General features: G+C 72.9%; 12 protein-coding genes. 3 read left to right on the top strand and 9 right to left on the bottom strand.

Annotation, left to right across the window (positions count from 1 at the left end; translation table 11 throughout):
• Positions 1-170 precede the first annotated feature (170 nt).
• Positions 171-1,535: a hypothetical protein gene (locus WME76_RS41545; RefSeq protein WP_437957693.1), complete on the bottom strand. Its 1,365-nt coding sequence runs from the start codon at positions 1,533-1,535 to the stop codon at positions 171-173.
• Positions 1,536-1,820: 285 nt separating this feature from the next.
• Positions 1,821-3,164: a hypothetical protein gene (locus tag WME76_RS41550; protein WP_437957694.1), complete on the bottom strand. Its 1,344-nt coding sequence runs from the start codon at positions 3,162-3,164 to the stop codon at positions 1,821-1,823.
• An 851-nt stretch (positions 3,165-4,015) separates the two neighbouring features.
• Here WME76_RS41550 and WME76_RS41555 point away from each other — a divergent pair.
• The gene (locus WME76_RS41555) at positions 4,016-4,810 is read left to right on the top strand and encodes an ABC transporter ATP-binding protein (RefSeq protein WP_437957695.1); all 795 of its coding nucleotides are present in this window, start codon (positions 4,016-4,018) and stop codon (positions 4,808-4,810) included.
• 239 nt (positions 4,811-5,049) lie between these two features.
• Here WME76_RS41555 and WME76_RS41560 read toward each other — a convergent pair whose 3' ends face one another.
• From WME76_RS41560 to WME76_RS41575, 4 genes are all read right to left on the bottom strand, one after another.
• On the bottom strand, positions 5,050-6,690 hold the full coding sequence (locus WME76_RS41560; RefSeq protein ID WP_437957696.1) for an NAD(P)-binding protein: 1,641 nt from the start codon (positions 6,688-6,690) through the stop codon (positions 5,050-5,052).
• Entirely contained in the window at positions 6,687-7,382 is a 696-nt protein-coding gene (gene purN / locus WME76_RS41565; RefSeq protein ID WP_437957697.1) for a phosphoribosylglycinamide formyltransferase, read from the bottom strand. Before purN ends, WME76_RS41560 begins: the two co-directional genes overlap by 4 nt.
• A 186-nt stretch (positions 7,383-7,568) precedes the next feature.
• Complete coding sequence (locus WME76_RS41570; RefSeq protein ID WP_437957698.1) at positions 7,569-8,120, bottom strand: hypothetical protein; 552 nt, start codon at positions 8,118-8,120, stop codon at positions 7,569-7,571.
• Between the two features lies 1 nt (position 8,121).
• Positions 8,122-9,705: a helix-turn-helix domain-containing protein gene (locus WME76_RS41575; protein ID WP_437957699.1), complete on the bottom strand. Its 1,584-nt coding sequence runs from the start codon at positions 9,703-9,705 to the stop codon at positions 8,122-8,124.
• Between the two features lie 239 nt (positions 9,706-9,944).
• Between WME76_RS41575 and WME76_RS41580 the strand changes: the two genes are divergently transcribed.
• Positions 9,945-13,688 carry a protein kinase domain-containing protein gene (locus WME76_RS41580; RefSeq protein WP_437957700.1) on the top strand — a complete coding sequence of 1,248 codons (3,744 nt, stop codon included), beginning with the start codon at positions 9,945-9,947 and terminating at the stop codon, positions 13,686-13,688.
• 63 nt (positions 13,689-13,751) lie between these two features.
• Here WME76_RS41580 and purM read toward each other — a convergent pair whose 3' ends face one another.
• A complete protein-coding gene (purM, locus tag WME76_RS41585; protein WP_437957701.1) occupies positions 13,752-14,798 on the bottom strand; it encodes a phosphoribosylformylglycinamidine cyclo-ligase in 1,047 nt (348 codons plus the stop codon).
• Between the two features lie 431 nt (positions 14,799-15,229).
• Between purM and WME76_RS41590 the strand changes: the two genes are divergently transcribed.
• On the top strand, positions 15,230-15,658 hold the full coding sequence (locus WME76_RS41590; RefSeq protein WP_061615067.1) for a (deoxy)nucleoside triphosphate pyrophosphohydrolase: 429 nt from the start codon (positions 15,230-15,232) through the stop codon (positions 15,656-15,658).
• 77 nt (positions 15,659-15,735) lie between these two features.
• On the opposite strand, the gene WME76_RS41595 is transcribed toward WME76_RS41590, so the two are convergent.
• Positions 15,736-16,755, bottom strand: a complete 1,020-nt coding sequence (locus WME76_RS41595) for a hypothetical protein (protein ID WP_437957702.1) — start codon at positions 16,753-16,755, stop codon at positions 15,736-15,738.
• A gap of 233 nt (positions 16,756-16,988) precedes the next feature.
• Positions 16,989-17,372 carry a hypothetical protein gene (locus tag WME76_RS41600; RefSeq protein ID WP_437287676.1) on the bottom strand — a complete coding sequence of 128 codons (384 nt, stop codon included), beginning with the start codon at positions 17,370-17,372 and terminating at the stop codon, positions 16,989-16,991.
• Positions 17,373-17,432 lie beyond the last annotated feature (60 nt).

Below are 17,432 nucleotides of genomic sequence, written 5' to 3' on the forward strand. Positions count from 1 at the left end.
AAAGACAAGGGAAACGGGGGGCGTGGTCCTCGAACGAGGCGTCCATGGCCCCGGCCATCTCGTCATCTTCGATCCCATCTCTTTGCGCCTTTGCGCCTTTGCGCCTTGGCGTTTGAATCTGACATCCTCGGTCGTCGGCCGGCTGACGGCGGCCCTCGGCCGGGTGCGGCTCAGAGGTCCGACGCCTCGAGGAAGCGCTGGAGGAACGTGATCGCGCCCGGCTCGCCGTCCCTCGGGGAGCCGCCGAACACCGCGAACTGGTGCCATACCCAGTCGGCGCTCAGATAGCGATCCTTCTCGCCCTCCTCGAGCGCGGAGCACACGTGATCCCAGCGCGGGTTGGCCCCGGGGAGATACCCGCTCTTGTCGGGCGGCAGGCTGGACACGCGCGCTTCGTCTGCCAGCGTCGCGAGCTTGTGCTGGATCGCCGCGTTCGCGTCGAGCTGGTGGCCGCCGGTCATCCGCAGCTTGCGCGCGGCGTCGCCGCCGAGCCAGCGCGCGATCGACGCCTCGCTCTTCGCGATGCCGCGGGCGTCGAACGCGAACACCTCGCTCACGCGGTCCTTGTTGGCGGCGAGCGCCTGCCACAGGGGCAGCCCGCCGGCGCTGAAGCCCGCGAGCGCGAGCTTCCCGAGCCGCGCCCCGCCCCGCCCGACACCGATCTTCTGCGCGCCTGCCAGGAACCGGAGCGCCGCGTCGGCGAGGCCGGGCAGGCTCGCGGTGATCGCGGCGCCGAAGCTCGTCCCGCTCGGCCACGGGTGCAGCATGACCACCGCCTTGCCGCTCGCCGCGAGCGCCTCCTCGAAGCCGCAGCGGAGGTAGACCCAGCGGGACTGGTCGCGAGGGTCGCGCGCGAACACGTCGCGCGCCCAGAACGAGGCGTCCGGATCCGGGTCGGGGCTGAGCAGGTATCGGTTCAGCCCGAACATCTCGTGACGCTGGTCGACCCGCGTGTAGGCGTACCCTTCCGGCCGGTAGAACACGAGGGCCGAGATCCCGTCGTCCGGCGGCGCCTTGCACGCCTCCGGGACGCTCGCGAACCAGATCTTCGGCTCTCCCGCGGTCGCGCCGAGCGCCACGAGCTCCGTGCCGGGCTGATGCTCGCGCTGGTACTCGTCCGTGTACTTCGCGTAGGCCATCCAGAACGGCGTGACGTCGACGAAATCGGTCGCGATCTGCGCGTGCGCGACGCCCGGCGCCGCCTTCACGTCGACGAGCGGGTGCGCCTGCCCGAGCGCCGGGTCCGGGGCGGGGCTGAGCGAGGCCCCGCCGCCGGTGACGTCAAAGGCCTGCTCGACCGACAGGACCTCTTCCTGGAGGGCTGGGACGTCCTCGAAGGCGCCGAAGGCCGCGGAGAAGCGCGCCCTGAGCGCGACGCGCGCGGCGCCGGCGGGGATCTCGAACTCGCGCAGCCCGGGGCTCCGCCCGGCGAGCGGCAGCGGCGCGTCGTCCGCCGTGGCCTGTACGTCGGAGAGCGCGTCGGGCAGCAGGGGGCTGCCCGCGTTGCGCCAGGCGACCCGGAGCTTCAGCGGCACGGGGCGCCCCGGACTTCACCTTGCGCGCGCGGCGCGGGGGCGTGGAGGAAGCGGAGAGGGCGGTCGCCGGCCGGGAGGGGGCGCTGCGGGGCGGGGGGCACGGTGTGCCCACGATATCAAACGGCGGGGGAGGCGGACGAGAACAACGGGCGGGGACGTGGCGACGGGGATCCCGAGGACCTTCCGTAGCTCCGCGTGGCTCGGCTCGTCATGCAGGAGGGGGCGCCGCGCCGCCGACAGGCGCGGCTCGCCTCGTCGGTCGGCGCGTCGCTCGTCGAGCGGCGGTCAGCGCGAGCCGTTCGCGCAGTACCCGAAGTCGATGGTCTGGCCAGAGCTGACCGTGGCGCTCCAGCCATCTCCCTCGAACGCGAAGTCGGTGCCCACCGGGGTGAGCTTCTTGGCGTTCCAGACGCTCGTGATCTCGCCCCTGTTCGCGGGCACGTAGGCCTTCCACTTCACGTTCTGGCCCGACGTCGTCACCTTGACGTTGTTGCAGTAGCCGCCTGCCCACGTCGCGTTGGGGGAGACGGCAATGGTGACGTTGCTGGGCTCGCCGCGCGCGCCGCCCGTGCTGGTGCCGCCGCCGGAGCCGCCAGACCCGCCGGAGCCGCCGGAGCCGCCGGAGCCGCCGCTGCCGCCTGCGCCGCCGCCGCCGCTGCTGGAGCTGCTGGTCGTGCTGCTGGAGCTGCTGGTCGTGCTGCTGGAGCTGCTGGTCGTCGTGCTGCTGCTGGAGCTGCCGCTGCCCTTCACGCGGGCGATGAAGCTGTCGTAGCCGGCGACGTTGCCCTGCTGCGAGAGCATGACGATCGCGATGTTCATGTCGACGGCCTTGGCGATGTTGCTCTCGTTGAGCCAGGTGGAGTCGATGTCGATGGGGCCGCCGCCGAACGTGTAGGCGTCGACGATGACGAGCGGCAGGTTCACGGCGCTGCTGATCTGGCGGTAGGTGAAGTTGTCGATCTTGCCCTCGGTGAACGGGAACTGCTTGCCCGTGAGGCCGACGTACTTGACGACGCTGCGATCCCAGCCGGCATAGAAATCGCCGGGCAACGTTGCCCACTGGGTGTCCGACGCGTTGAACCACGGGCTGAAGTCGATGACCACCTTGCACGACGGGCAGCCAGCCTTGATGGCCGCGAGGATGTCGTTCATGATCCCGTCGGATTCAGGCTTCGAGAGCGGATCGTATCTCGTGTCGGTGGTGTGCGCCCCCTGCGCCTTCTGGGAGAACTGGTACCAGTCGGGTTCGATGTGGATCAGCGCCTCGCGCCCCCCGACGCCCGCCCCGATCTTCGACGCCGCCGCCCTGTAGGCGCTCGCGATCTCGCCCTTGTGCTCGCGAACCCACTTCGCGCCTTCCTTGCACAGCGGCTTGCCCTCATTGCCGTCGCAGTCGTCGGGGGACCCGAGCCCCTTCTTGGTCATGTCCGTGGCGATGTAGCCAAAGAAGTAGGGGGTCTTACCCTTGCTGATGATCTGCTGAAGCTTGGTCTGGTGTGTGCTGGTGAACCCGTTGGACTGCAGCCAGTCCCCGACGGCGACCACGTCGACGTTGGCGGGCCCGGACGATGGCGGGTTCCAGGTCTGGCTCCACTGCGGCGCGACGCCGAAGCGCATCTGCGATGCCACCGCGGCTGCCTCTGCTTCCCCGGCGAAAATCTCGTCCTCTTCGGAGACGCCGGAGCCATCGTCCCCCGCGACGATGCACCCGCCGAGAACGGCGAGCGTGCACGCCACTGCCCCGGCACCGAAAAGCGAACCCTTGATCTTCGTCATTGTATCGATCTCCAAGTGGCCGCGCGGCTCTGCACCGCGTCGGATTTTTTCACTCCCGAGCGCCAGCATCGGCTTGGCGCGGGGCACTTGTTGAGGTGCCCGGGGTGACTGCAACGCCCGGGCCATCACCGCTCGAGATCGGGAAACGCCGATTCATGGGCAGATTTTCGACGGTGCCTGTCCGCTCGAGATGGTGAGTGGACCGGCGGAGTGGATCGCCGATCCGGTGCACGGATGATCCACCACGAACCCCCTGATTCTTCAGGGAAAACGGGGGAAAACCCGGGTAAGAACACCGAATCTCGCGCATGACACGCATCGACGGTCGGGCGACCGACGTCATTCTCGCTCGCGATCGCCCGTTGTCCCACCGGGCCGCCGGGCCATCCATCCACCAGCGGAGTGACGTCAGTGGAGCGCCACGCAGCGAAAGCAGAAGTTTCCTGAGAGGAGGCTTGTTTGCTGCACCCCGGGGAGAATGTTCGATCCGCGCTGTTGTGCCTGCGGCACCAGCAGCCACGCGAGGCACACCGCACATGTCTGACATGCGCCGACATGCCCGACATGCCCGACATGCACCGATGATAGGATGCCAGGGGAAAGCGCTTGATTTTCTTCTTTCCGTGGGCCAGAATGCATATCTTTTATCTCGTCCAGCGCCCCGGTAGTCTGCGTCGCATGAAAGCGAACTGTGGAGTGGAGCGATGAGCGTGCCTGCTCTCATCGAGATCGAGGGCGCCGAGGTGTTCCGCGGCGACACGCGCGTCTTCGAGGGGCTGTCGCTGCGCATCGAGCAGGGAGAGAGCACCGCGATCCTCGGGCCGAACGGGGCGGGGAAGTCGACGTTGCTGAGGCTGCTGTCTCGCGAGATTTATCCCGTCCACCGCGAGGGTTCGGCGGTGCGGATCCTCGGGCGCGAGCGGTGGGAGGTCTTCGCGCTCCGGCGCAGGCTGGGGCTCGTGTCGTACGAGCTGCAGATGGCCTATCCCCGGGGTGTGCTGGGCCTCGACGTGGTGCTCTCCGGCTTCTTCGCGAGCGCCGGCCTGCACGAGCACGAGCTGCCGACCGCCGCGCAGCGCGGGCGGGCTGAGGCGGTGCTCAGCGAGCTCGGCGCGGCGCACCTCGGCGGCAAGCCCATCGCGGAGATGTCTGCCGGCGAGCAGCGGCGCTGCCTTCTCGGCCGCGCCCTCGTGCACGACCCGGAGGCGCTCGTCCTCGACGAGCCGACGACCAGCCTCGACCTGAAGGCCGCGTTCGAGCTCGTCGACCTGCTCCGGCGCCTCGTGCAGCGCGGCAAGACGCTGATCCTGGTCACGCACCACGTCCAGGAGATCCCGCCGGAGATCGAGCGCGTCGTCCTGCTCAGGAAAGGCCGTATCTTCGCCGACGGCCCGAAGCGCGCGGTGCTGACCGACGACAACCTGTCGCGCCTCTTCGACGTCCCCCTCTCCGTTGTCGAGCGAGACGGCTTCTTCCAGGTCTTCCCCCGGACCGTCTGAGACATGGAGTCTCGCTCTCGCATATCTGCGGCCGGATCGCCCTCTGTCCGATCAACCGCCCCTATAAAACCGTAGGCCCGCGGAGAGGGTGCTCTCGGCGCGGGGTGGGGGATGGGCCGATGTCTGAGCCTGAGACATGAGTCATCCGGCTTGCCGGATGATTCATGTCTCAGGCGAGTTCGGCGGGGCCCCCACCCCGCGCCGAGAGCACCCTCTCCGCGGGCCGGGCCCCTCGCGCGTTACCCGATCTCCACCTTGCTCCACATGTCCCGCCGCATCCGCTCCTTCCGCCGGTCGGTCCGCGTCACGAGCCGCGCCGCCCCCCAGGCGGCCAGGAGCTGGCCCTCCTGCCCGAGCCCGGGCAGCACGCTCCGCCCCACGAGCAACGTCCGCTCGATCGGCCCGCGGATCGGCTCGCCCGCGAGCCCGAGGTAACCGGGCGGGTCGACCTCGAGCTGCCGCACCATCGGCTCCGCGCCCGGGGCGGCGCCCTTCAGCGCCGCGCGCTCGACGAGCCGGCGGCGCTGGCCGTCGTAGACCCACACGGGCAGCCCGTCGTGCACCGAGTCGACCAGCACGAGGTGGCGCTCCAGAAAGGGGAGCTCGGCCGTGAGCGCGTCGAGCACCGCCTGGCGCGCCTCGAGCAGCGACAGCGGGCCGCGGTCGGGCAGCAGGATCTCCGCCACGAGCAGCGTGTCGGTCGAGGGCGGCGGGAGGTCGCAGCGCTGGAGGTGGACCACGGGGCGGCCAGGCCCGGCGGGCCGCGTGGCTCGCGCGGAGCTCGGCCGGCCCCCGGCGTCGCCCGCCGCGCGTGGCGGCGACGGCGACGACGTCATCGAGCGGCCGGCCAGCGCGGAGGACGAGGACGGAAAGGGGAGCAGGAGCGTCTCCGGGCCGAGCGGCTCGGGCAGGCCCTCGCGGCGCACGATGAGCGACACGACGAAGCGGCCGACCGACGAGGTGATCCGCGGCCACTCGCGCAGCGCGCGCTTGTGGATGCCCTCGCCGCCCGAGAGGCTCGCGAGCGTCTCGCCGTCCATGTCGGTGATCACGAAGCTGCTGCCGTTCGGGTGATCGTCGCCGTCGAGGACGACCCCGGCCGCGGTGCCGCGGCGCACGTGGACCGACGCGGCGCGCTCGTCGAGCAGGCAGCGGCCGCCGTGCGCGAGGATGCGCTCGACGAGGAACTCCTCGAGCTCCTCCTCGCCGCGCGGGAGCGTCATCAGCCCGCGCGTCCACGCCCCGTGCAGGCGCGCCACGGCGAACGGCGGCGGGAGCGCCGAGAGGTCCGTCGCGAAGAGCACGGACTGCGTGACGATGGAGCGGAACAGGTGGCCGCGCGGGAACTCGACGAGCAGATCGGCGTCGGGCTCGGCGCGCGCGTACGGGAGCATGGCGGCGTAGCGGGCGGTCTCGCGCCGCTCCCAGAACGTGCCCGGAGGCCAGAGGGCGTCGTGCGAGAAGGCGTCGTCGGCGGCGCCGTTCACGTGGGCGAGCTCGGCGTAGAGCTCGTCGACGACGCGCCGGAGCTCGGGGAACTCGCGGTCGATCTCGCGGCCGAAGAGGACCATGTCGGGCGGCACGTCGAGGCGCCGGCGCGGGGCGACGACCTGCAGCATGGGCAGGGCGGGGACGATGCGGCGCTTCCAGGTCTGCGACTGGGCGAGCTCGACGAGGAAGCGGCGCCACGCGGGCGACGGCTCGGCGAGCAGGGTGAAGGCGCGGCGGCGGAGGACGTGCTGGTCGAGGCGGTAGGTGGGCGGTCGCTCGCCGTGCCCGACGACCATCACGGTGAAGTCGCGCCGCGCGAGGAGCGCGGCGGCCGTGAGCGCGCCGATGGACCGGCCGAGGACGATGACGTCGTAGTGCTTGTGGATCACGCCCCTTCCCCGGCAAGCTCGGGCGCGGGGCCGCCCTGGGCGAGCCCGAGCGCGGTGTCGACGCCGGCGATCGTCGCGCGCGCCCGGGCGCCGGGCGCGGCGGGCGGCGAGACCTCGAGGCGCCCCTCGGCGATCCACGAGAGCGCGCGGACGAGCAGGGCGTGCTCCTGGACGAGGATGCGCGCGGCGAGGGTGTCGTGGTCGTCGCCCTCGAGGATGGGGACGGCGGCCTGGGCGAGGATGGGGCCGGTGTCGGTGCCGGCGTCGACGAGGTGGACGGTGCAGCCGGTGATGCGCACGCCGTGGTCGAGCGCCTGCTGCTGGGCGTCGACGCCGGGGAAGGAGGGCAGGAGCGACGGGTGGATGTTGACGACGCGGTGGGGGAAGGCGTCGAGGAAGGTCGTCGTGAGCAGGCGCATGAAGCCGGCGAGGACGACCCAGGTCGCGCCCGCCTCGCGGAGGGCGGCGACGGCGGCGGCGTCGAAGCTGTCGCGGTCGGCGAAGTCCTTGTGCGGCAGGACGCGGGTCGGGATGCCGGCGCGCTCGGCGCGCGCGAGGCCCTCGACGCCGGTCCGGTTCGACAGGACGAGCCGCACGCGGGCGTCGAGGCGGCCGGCCGCGATCGCGTCGAGGATCGCCTGGAGGTTCGAGCCGCGGCCGGAGATGAGGACGCCGAGATCGAGGGGGGGCATGGGGGGCAGATACTACGGCGGGGGCGGGCGCGGGAGAGATCCGGGGGCCAGACCGACCGCGGCCGGCGCGGCCCGGAGCCCCGCGCGATGTCTGGCGCGGGGCCAGGCGTGGCCAGCCAGCGGGCCTGCATGGACCAGTTCGAGCCTGTTCGGAAGTTCAGGCGCGTGCCGGGGTCGCGCGGCCCGTCATGTCTCCAGGACGTCGAGAACAGCGTCGCGGGGCAGCGTCGGGATCATCACGTATCCCGTCCACGCTTCGAGGAACTCGTCCTCTGTCAACGAGAACGGCTGCCCGGCGCTTGGATAGTAGGGATCGAGGTAGCGGATGCCCTCGGGTTCGATCGCCTCGACGAGGACGACGGCGTGCGGGAGGCCGGGGACGTTTCGCGGGTCCTCGTAGGGCAGGAGAGGGCCGTGCCTCGAGACTGGCGCCGGACGACGTCTCCTCGTGAAGTACGTGAGAGGCCCAGGGAACAGCGTCACGATCAGCCAGCGGTCCCGGAGCGCCGCGCCGAGTCGGTCGAGGCTGTTCGGGTCGTCTGGATCCCAGAAGGATCCACGCCCGATCTCCTGTGCGTTCGCCAGCGACGTCTTGGGCTCCGGCCAGCTCGCCAGGATCGTGGCCTCGTCAGGCGTCGGGTCCGGGCCCATCCACGCCCTGACGATGCACACCGAGGCCGCGACGCACGACCATGGGTGCTCCTGCTCACGGTGGAGCTCGACGACCTTCCGGGACACGTCAGCCGACGACCCTGAGCGTCACCGTGTTCGGCTCGATGTGGCTCTCGTCCTCGAGCACCTTGAAGGCGGCGGACAGGATCAGATAGCCGCGCGCGCGGGGCGCGCCCCAGCTCATCTCGTCGGTTTGCTCCACCTCGACCCGGAGACGATCTCCTTCGCGGGTCACGCGTGCCGGGTAACACCCGGCGAGCTCGCCGCGCTCGCTGAGGTAACGCTGGGCCGCGAGGCGCGCCACCTGCTCGGGGGAGAGCACCGGCGTTCGCTGCTCCTCGGCGAGCGGCTCGACCTGCGGAAGCGGCTCTGAGAGCCTCAGGGCCAGAACCTGCCGCGCGCGCGCCTTTCCGATGCGTCCCTCGGCGAGCGCGCGCGCCACGAGATCCCGCAGGCGACCGGCTCGCAGGCCGGTGCGCACGACGGCGTCGGGGTGCTGCTTGGGCAGAAGATCGGACGGGCCGCGCGCGCTCCTTGCGATCATGGCGAGTCGCTCTTCCCTCGAGCAACGATAGGTGTTCGTGATCTGGTTCACGGCGGTCACGCGCCCGATCTGGAACCGCTCGCAGACCGTGTCGATCGCCTCGCTCGATGTCGGGGGCAGCGCTCCGAGCGCGTCTCTCACACCCTGGGATGGCGCGAGAAAGTGTGCGGCAAAGGCGTTGGCGCGCTGCTCGATCAGCTCCATATCGGCCGGGAGCCGGAGCCGCGGGCGGCGTCCGCGATCGGGGAGCTCACCGCGGTGCGGGCTGAAGAGGAACGCACGGCGCGAGGACGGGGCGGTGAGCGTCGTGTCGAAGAGGAGGTGGCAGAGCTCGTGAGCGAGCGTCATGCGTGTGCGCCACCAGCACTCCGCACCGCCGACGAGGTTGACCAGGATGGCAGCGCCGGGCGCGCGCGCACACGCACCGTCGATGTCTCGATCCAGCTCGTCAGGCCCTATCCAGAAGAGCGTGACGCCGAGCCGACCCTGGACGAGCTCGATCATCGAGGGCACGGGCTCGAGCCCCAGTCCGAGGCGCGTGCGCGCGTCCTGCGCGAGCCGTTCGGCTTGCCGGTACAGCCGCGGCGCGCCTTGCGCCGGTTCGGCCGAGAGCGCCCCGAGTTCGCCCGCGATCCGATCCTCGCGGCAGCCCAGGCTCTCTTCGAGCTCGGCGACATCCGCCACGCAGCGTAGGAACTCACCGAGGACGCTCGTCGCCCCGGTCTCCAGCAGATCCTCGAAGCTGGGGCGCTCCGCGTGCAGCGAGCGGAAGAGCATGGTCGCCGGAGCGCTCTCGGCCTCGCCCGCCAAGAAGCGCCGCAGGCTGAGCCCGAACACGCGGGCATAGCGGTCGAGCAGCTCCGTCGACGCGGCCGACTCTCCCATCTCCAGCGCCACGGCGCGCGCTTCGTCGAGGCCGACCAGCTCGGCCATCTCGGGTGGGGACAGACCCGCGCTGAGGCGAGCTTTACGCAGCACTTCGGCCTCGCCATGCATGGCAACAAAGTACCACATCAGCGCAGACCACGCGAAGCCATCAGTCTCTCCGTGGTTGTCTGCCTCTCCGCGCTGCTGCCGCATGAGCCCACGTCGCGCCGGCGATCGCATCGTCCTCCACGACGGCGGTTCTGCCGCTCGAGTACGCGGCGCTCGCCGCGGTGGATGTTCAGGGATTGAGACGCGCCGATCGACGACCCTGGTGCGCGCATGTCGATCGCCGGCTGAGCCGACCGTGCCGCCAGCCCTCGAGGGGAGATCCACGTGGATCGCGGGATCGCCGGTCCTCCGGCGGGGGCGGGCGCCACCTACCAATGCCGCGCCGCTCGGGGTAGGGTGGCGCCGCCACGATGCCGGAACGCCCGCACGAGCCGCCGCCCCTGACCTCCGACGAGGCCGCGAAGCAGCGGGCCGCGTCCTACCTCGGGCGGGTCATCTCGAAGCGCTACCGCATCGACGAGGTCATCGCCATGGGCGGCATGGGCGCGGTCTACCGCGGCGAGCACGTGCACATGCACAAGCGCGTCGCGATCAAGATCCTGCACCCGGACACCGAGCGGCTGCCCGAGCTCGTGGAGCGCTTCGAGCGCGAGGCGATCGCCGGCGCCCACATCCAGCACCGGAACGTCGCCACAGCGACCGACTTCGGCGAGGCGGAGGACGGCTCGTTCTTCCTCGTCCTGGAGTACGTCCGCGGGACGACGCTCCACGAGATCATCCGGCGGGGGGCGATGCCCGCGCCGCGCGCCGTCCTGATCGCCAGGCAGCTCGCGGCCGCGCTCGACGCGACCCACGCGATGAACATCGTCCACCGCGACATGAAGCCGCGCAACGTGATGGTCGTCGAGCCGCAGGGCGACCTCGTGAAGCTCATCGACTTCGGCCTCGCCAAGGTGAGCGTCGACCAGCTCCGCCGATCCGCCGCGTCGCCGGAGTCCGTGCGGGCGCCGGAGTCGCTCCCGGCCCGGCTCACCACGGCCGGGGTGATCTTCGGGACCATCGCCTACCTCGCCCCCGAGTCGGCGCTCGGGATGGACTTCGTCGACGAGCGCTCGGACCTCTACGCCCTGGGCCTCATCTTCTACGAGATGCTGGCCGGCAAGCACCCGTTCCTGTCGAGGGATCCGGTCGAGCTCTTCAACCAGCACCGCAGCGCGCCCGTGCCGGCGATCGCCGAGCACGCGCCGGGCGTCGCGGTCCCGCCGGCGATCGAGGCGGTCGTGCGGCGCCTCCTCGAGAAGCAGCCGCGCGCCCGCTTCGAGGCGGCCGCGGAGCTGATCGCGGCGCTCGACCAGGCGTGCGCCGCGTCGGGGATCGTGACGCACGAGCCGAGGGCGGAGATGGCGTCGCGCTCGGAGATGGCGTCGCGCTCGGAGATGGCGTCGGTCCCGGCAATCGGCGATGCGGCGCGCGTCCCGACCAACCGGCCGCCCCTGCCCAGCGCGGCGGCGCGCGAGCCGGAGCCGAGCCCGGGCAGCGCCTCGGCGATCGTCCTCGGGGAGTCGTGCCTGGTCTCGCTCAACGAGGTCGCGGACGAGCTGGAGCCCGCTGCGCAGCGGTCGGCCGGCGGGCCGGCCGGAAGCGGCGCGGGCGCGCCGGAGCCGGAGCGCGCGGGCGAGCCGGCGGAGGGCAGCGCGGCGAAGGCCGCGGCGGCGGCGCCGGAAGGGCCGGAGGACGACGACGCGGACGAAGCCCCGGCCAGCTTCTCGCGGCCGACGCCGGTGCGCGACACGCCGACCCTCGTCGCCGAGCTGACCCGCGACTCGCGGCCGACGGCGGTGGGCGGGGCGGCGTTCATGGCGCAGGTCGCCTTCGCGCGGGAGGAGGCCGCCGCTGGCGTTGGGGCTTCCGGCGCCGACGACGACGGTTTGTCGAGCGACTCGCGGCCGACGGCGGTGGGCGGGGCGGCGTTCATGGCGCAGGTCGCCTTCGCGCGGGAGGAGGCCGCCAGCCGCGGAGCTCGCTCCGAAGCCGCCGACGCGCAGCCGTCCCCGGAGCCGTCGCGGCCACCGGAGGAGCCGGCGCGATCGCACGAGCCGGCGTTGCAGGAGCCGGCGCTGACGGGCGTGACGGCGCTGTCGCTGGAGGTGGCGCTGGCGCGGTCGCTGGAAGCGGCGACGGCGAAGGAACCGGCCGGACCGACCTCCACGCCGCTGCCGCCGGAGGAGCGAGCGTCGTCGCCGGAGGGGCCGGAGGGTCTGGCTGCGCGCTCATCGCGGAAACCGTCGCTGCCGGGCGCGGAGGAGCCGCCGCGAGCACCTTCTGCTGCGGGACCGCCGCCAGAGAGACCGACTTCGCCCTCCGGAGCGGGACCATCGTCGGCGAGGCCGCCTGCGGCCAGCGCTGCGGAGTCGTCGTCAGCGCGATCGTCGCCGCCCTCCGCAGCGGGGCAGCCGTCAGCGCGACCGTCGTCGCCCTCCGCAGCGGGGCAGCCGTCAGCGCGACCGTCGTCGCCCTCCGCAGCGGGGCAGCCGTCAGCGCGACCGTCGTCGCCCTCCGCAGCGGGGCAGCCGTCAGCGCGACCGTCGTCGCCCTCCGCAGCGGGGCAGCCGTCAACGCGATCGTCGCCGCCCTCCGCAGCGGGGCAGCCGTCAGCGCGACCGTCGTCGCCCTCCGCAGCGGGGCAGCCGTCAACGCGATCGTCGTCGCCCTCCGCGGCGGGGGCAGTGTCGTCCACGTCGTCTGTACCTTCAGCCGCCCCTGCCTCATCGAAGTCGCCCGCGTCCTCCGCTGCGGAGCCGTTGGCGAGACCGCCTTCACCCTCCGCAGCGGGGCCCGCGTCGTCACAGCCGCCCGCGCCTGCTGCTGCGGAGCCTGCGCCATCGCAGCCGCCCGCTGCTGCTGCAGCGGGGCCTGCGTCGTCGCAGCCGTCCGCACCCTCGTCCACGGCGCCCGCACCATCGCAGCCGCCCGCGCCCTCGGGCGCCGCGCCCGCGTCCTCGCAGCCGCCCGCGCCATCCGAGGAGGCGCAGCCTTCCCGGAAGGAGCCCCCTCCCGCGGCGCCGGCGTCGCCGCCGCAGGACGAGCCGCCCGCCGACGACGCGGCGCCCGCCTCCGAGCCGACGTCCGAGCGGCTGAGCGGCTCGCGGCCCGCGTTCGCTCCGACGCTGCTGCGTGAGCTGGAGGCCGCCGAGGCCGAGCGCGTCGCGAAGGAGCGCGAGGAAGAGGCCAGGCGGAAGGCCGCCGAGGAGGCCGAGCGCGCCGCGAAGGAGCGCGAGGAAGAGGCCAGACGGAAGCTCGCCGCCCGGGAAGCGCGCGCAGCGCGGCTGCGCCAGGCCGACGTCGGCGCCCGCCTGCGCCAGATCGCTCCCTACCTCGGCGGCGCCCTGATCGCGGCGGCCGTGATCGCCGCGCTCGCCAGCGGCGGGGGAGCCCCGCCCGAGCCAGAGCCCCAGCTCGGCGTGACGCAGCCGCCGCCGAGCGCGCTCGCGACGAACGAGCCCGCCCCGACCGACACGACCGCCGCCCCGGAAGCGCCCGGCCCCACCGCGCCGGCGCCGGAGGCCGCTGCGCCGGCCGGGTCCGATGCGCCCGCCGGCCCGGCCGCGACCGACACGCCCGCCGAGCCCCCGCCCGACGAGGAAGCCCGGAAGGCGCTCACCGACGCGGCCAGGGCGCGCAAGTGGGTCAAGGCCGCCGAGGCGCTCAACGCGCTCGCCGAGCGCGATCCGACCGCGCTGCGCGACCGCGCGCACGCGCTCGCGGCGCGCAACCTCGCCATCGCCATCTCGAAGACGGGCGGCGACCTCGCCGACAAGGTCTTCGACGCGCTCGCGAGCCGCTTCGGGACCGCCGGCCTCGACGTGCTCTACGAGATCGTCGAGACCCGCGGCCGCTCGACACCGGCCAACCGCGCGGCGAAGCTGCTCCGCGATCCGGAGATCGCCGCCCGCGGGACGCCCGCCGTCCGCATCTCCTTCGAGCTGCGCGACGCGACCTGCGGCGAGAAGCTGCCGTTCCTCGATCGCGCCGTGTCCGAGGGCGACCAGCGCACCCTGGTCGTGCTCGAGACGGCGGTGAGGCCCTGTTACACGAAGAACCGCGCCATCGATGAGGCGATCAAGAAGCTGAGAGCGCGGCTCGAAGGCGGGTGAGCCCGCGCGCCGGCGCCCGGCTCCCCCGGGCCGCCGCGCCGCGCGCCGCGCTCGCCGGCGCCCTCACCCGAACCGGACGCGCTCCTCGAAGGGCACGTCGCCGACCGACACCACCTCGCCGAGCACCCACGCCCGCTCGCCGCTGCCGGCGAGCGCCGCGATGGCACGGTCGGCGGCGCCCTTCTCCACGACCGCGACCAGCCCGACGCCGAGGTTGAACGTGCGCCGCATCTCGGCCTCCTCGACCGGCCCGCCGCGCTGGAGCACCTGGAACACCGCGGGCCGCTGGTACGAGCCGAGGTCGAGGTGCGCGCCCAGCCCGTCCGGCAGCACGCGCGGGAGGTTCCCCGGCAGGCCGCCGCCCGTGATGTGCGACAGCCCCCGGACCGCATCGCCGCACGCCGCGAGCAGCGCCGTGATCGCGCGCGCGTAGATGCGGGTCGGCGTGAGCAGCGTCTCCCCCACGGTCCCGCCGAGCTCGTCCACGCGGTCACTCATCCGGAGCCCCATCTCCTTCTCGAGCACCCGCCGCGCGAGCGAGTAGCCGTTCGAGTGCAGCCCGCTCGACGCCACGCCGATCACCGCGTCACCTGCCGTGATCCGCTTGCCGTCGAGGATGCGCGAGCGCTCGACCACGCCCACGGCGAAGCCGGCGAGGTCGTACTCGCCGTCCGCGTACATGCCCGGCAGCTCGGCCGTCTCGCCGCCGATCAGCGCGCAGCCGGCCTGCTTGCAGCCCTCGGCGATGCCGCGCACCACCGCCTCGCCCACGTCGACGTCGAGCTTGCCCGTCGCGAAGTAATCCAGGAAGAACAGCGGCCGCGCGCCGACCGTCAGCACGTCGTTCACGCACATGGCGACGAGATCGACGCCGACCGTATCGTGGACGCCCGTCGCGAACGCGACCTTCAGCTTGGTGCCGACCCCGTCGGTGCCGCTGACCAGCACCGGCTCGGACAGCCCGCCCGGCAGCATGCACAGCCCGGCGAACCCGCCCACGTCGGCCAGCACCTCGGGGGTGCGCGTCGGCTTCGCGAGCCGCTTGATGCGCTCGACGAGCGCGTCCCCTGCATCGATATCGACCCCCGCTTCCCGGTATGTGACGCTCATGCGAGGCGCATCCCATACCTCCGTGGCAAAGGGAAGCGGGCTCGCTCCCGGCGCGGCCGCCGCCGCTCGCCGCGGCCGGCGAGCGCGGCGGCCATCCCGCACAGGCGCGCTCCGCGGCGCGCCGCCGCAGGACGGCGCAGCGCCGGACGGCACCCCCGAGCGCGGCCGCTCCTCGCGCCTCGCGCCGCGGACCGGTCGCCCGCGCCGCGGAGCGGTCGCCCGTGTGGCGGAGCGGTCGCCCGCGTGGCGGAGCGGTCGTCCGCGTGGCGGAGCGGTCGTCCGCGTGGCGGAGCGGCACGCATTCCGTTGCTCGGTGCGACTTTATCGCTGGAGCTGACCGCACCCGGCCGGCGGCGATTCCTCGCTGCCGAGCCGTCGTGAGCGGCTCTCCGGCCTTGTCTTCTACGCCGCGGTCGACATCCTAGGCGCCCATGTCCGCCGCGTCCGACTCGTCGCCTGCCCTCGTCCTCGTCGCCGCCGCCGTCGTGATCGAGCGCGGCCGCGTGCTGCTCACGCAGCGCAAGGTGGGCGCCCACCTCGAGGGCGCGTGGGAGTTCCCGGGCGGCAAGGTCGAGGCCGGCGAGGATCCGCGGGACGCCCTCGTCCGCGAGCTGCGCGAGGAGATCGGCGTGGAGGCCCGCGTCGGCGACATCGTGGAGGTGACCTATCACCGCTACCCGGCGAAGCCGGTGCTGTTGCTCTTCTACGAGGCTTCCTTCGCCGAAGGGTCTCCCGCTCCGGCAGCGCTCGACGTCGCCGCCGTGCGCTGGGCCGAGGCGCCCGAGCTCCGGGACGAGCTCTTCCCGCCCGCCGACGTCGCGGTGCTCGCCAAGGTGCGTGCGCGCCTCGCGGCCGGCTAGCTTGGCCGGTCAGCAATCCCGGTGGAAAGGCCGGTCGATGACGAGCGCCCGTGGGAACGAGGCCCGCCCGCCGCGCGTCAGAGGCGCTGGTCTGTGCGGCGGACGCGCGCGCCGAGCTCCTCGATCCGCGCGATGACGCGCGCCGGGTCGAGCACGCTCTCCGGGTTGTAGAGCCCCGGGGCGACGGGGGGACCGCCCGCGAGCCCCAGCAGGCGCTCCGTCGCGATCGCGGCGCCGTACGCGCTGAGGCGCGCGAGGCCGTCCGTATCGACGATGTCGTAGCGCAGCCGCGCGTCCGCGCCGTCGTGGCGCCGCCCCGACACCTCGACGACGAGCTCCGTCACGTGACCCGCGCCGCCCGTCGCGGCGTCGCGCGTCGCGATGTCGATGCGGATCTCTCGCGCGTCGGTCGCCGCCGCGAGGCTCACCACGTCGGGCAGCGGCATGGCCCGGCCAACGCGCTCCACACCCTCGGCGTCCACGAAGCGCCGTGTCGCCGCGTCGCCGAGCAACCAGGCCCATTTCCCGCCCTGGAGCACGAGCGGAGCCTGCCCGGTCTGCGCCTCTCGCTCGAAGGCGGCCTGCAATGCGGGGCCGCCGCGGTCGTCCGCGTCGACGACGCAGCCGATGGCGATCGCGTCGACGCGCCGGAGCTCCTGCGCGAGGTGCAGCGCCGCCAGCGTCGCCGTGCCGCCGAAGGCGTGGCCCAGCATGAGGATGGGAGCGCGCGTCGGTCGCGCGATGTAATGGGCGACCACGGGGCCGATCTCCGCGACGGAGTCCGAAAAGGCGACGTGGGGCACGCCGTCCGCCTGCGCGCGCTTCACCGCGCTCGACGCCTCGTCCTTGACGAGCGCGACGACGGCGCTGAACGACGCGCCTCGCTCGAGGCCGAGGTCGTCGCGGCCGACGTCGGCGACCGTCGCCGTCGTCGGGCCGCCGACCTCCGCGGCGACCTCGGACGCCCTGCGCGCGTCGCGTCCGGCGATCGCTATCGGGAGGTCCGGATGCAGGCGCCGGAGCGCCTTTGCTGCGCGCGCGCCGACCTGACCTGAGCCGCCGAGCAAGAGAACGGGTGACATCGTTCGTGTGGCCATCTGAATGGACTCCTCCGCCGAGCGTGCTGTCGCGCCCGAAGCCTGTCTGGTGGTAACCTACCTTTGGTAGGTTACCTTTGGCACTATGTACCCGATCGTGGTGGCGTCAAGGCGGGACGTCGCGCGCGCCTTCACCGCCGCGTACATGCATTGCTTCGCGACGGTCGGGCCCCCGTGGCACGCGATCCTCGCGGCGCTGAAGGGCGACGAGCAGATGGACGCCCCGGGCGGGCTCAGCCTGCGTCCCTCTCGCGGAGCCCGCGGAGGAGGCGGATCGCGCCATAGATCATCAGTCCCAGGGCGACGACGTACCTCCCCAGGCCGGACCGCATCATGAAATTAAGGCCGGTGAGCGAGAGGCCGACGAGCAGGAGGGCGGCTCCGATCGCGATGTTGTTCCTGCCGGGCCTCTCCCGCCGGCCCGACGCGGCCTTCGTGCGCTCGGTCGGACCTCGATAAGGATCGCCGGACGTGGGCGCGATGCCCTCGATCGCCTCACGCTCGGAGTCGACCAGCGGTGTCTTGCAGTCGCTGCAGCTCGACACGTGATCCATGAACTCCGCGGGCGCGCCGACGCGCTCCCGGTGCGGGCAGGCGCGATAAGGACAGTACTTCACGACGAGAACATAGAGGGGCCGGCCGGCCCCCGCAAGCTCAGGCGCTCCCGGGGCGCGGGC

Source organism: Sorangium sp. So ce119, from assembly GCF_051524405.1.
Lineage (GTDB): Bacteria > Myxococcota_A > Polyangia > Polyangiales > Polyangiaceae > Sorangium > Sorangium cellulosum_G.

What these genes read in the sequence shown, in the direction of transcription:
- WME76_RS41555 (WP_437957695.1), top strand. Translation starts at nt 4,016, where the DNA reads ATGAGCGTGCCTGCTCTCATCGAGATCGAGGGCGCCGAGGTGTTCCGC.
- purN (WP_437957697.1), bottom strand. Translation starts at nt 7,382, where the DNA reads ATGCCCCCCCTCGATCTCGGCGTCCTCATCTCCGGCCGCGGCTCGAAC.
- WME76_RS41575 (WP_437957699.1), bottom strand. Translation starts at nt 9,705, where the DNA reads ATGCGATCGCCGGCGCGACGTGGGCTCATGCGGCAGCAGCGCGGAGAG.
- WME76_RS41580 (WP_437957700.1), top strand. Translation starts at nt 9,945, where the DNA reads ATGCCGGAACGCCCGCACGAGCCGCCGCCCCTGACCTCCGACGAGGCC.
- purM (WP_437957701.1), bottom strand. Translation starts at nt 14,798, where the DNA reads ATGAGCGTCACATACCGGGAAGCGGGGGTCGATATCGATGCAGGGGAC.
- WME76_RS41590 (WP_061615067.1), top strand. Translation starts at nt 15,230, where the DNA reads ATGTCCGCCGCGTCCGACTCGTCGCCTGCCCTCGTCCTCGTCGCCGCC.
- WME76_RS41595 (WP_437957702.1), bottom strand. Translation starts at nt 16,755, where the DNA reads ATGGCCACACGAACGATGTCACCCGTTCTCTTGCTCGGCGGCTCAGGT.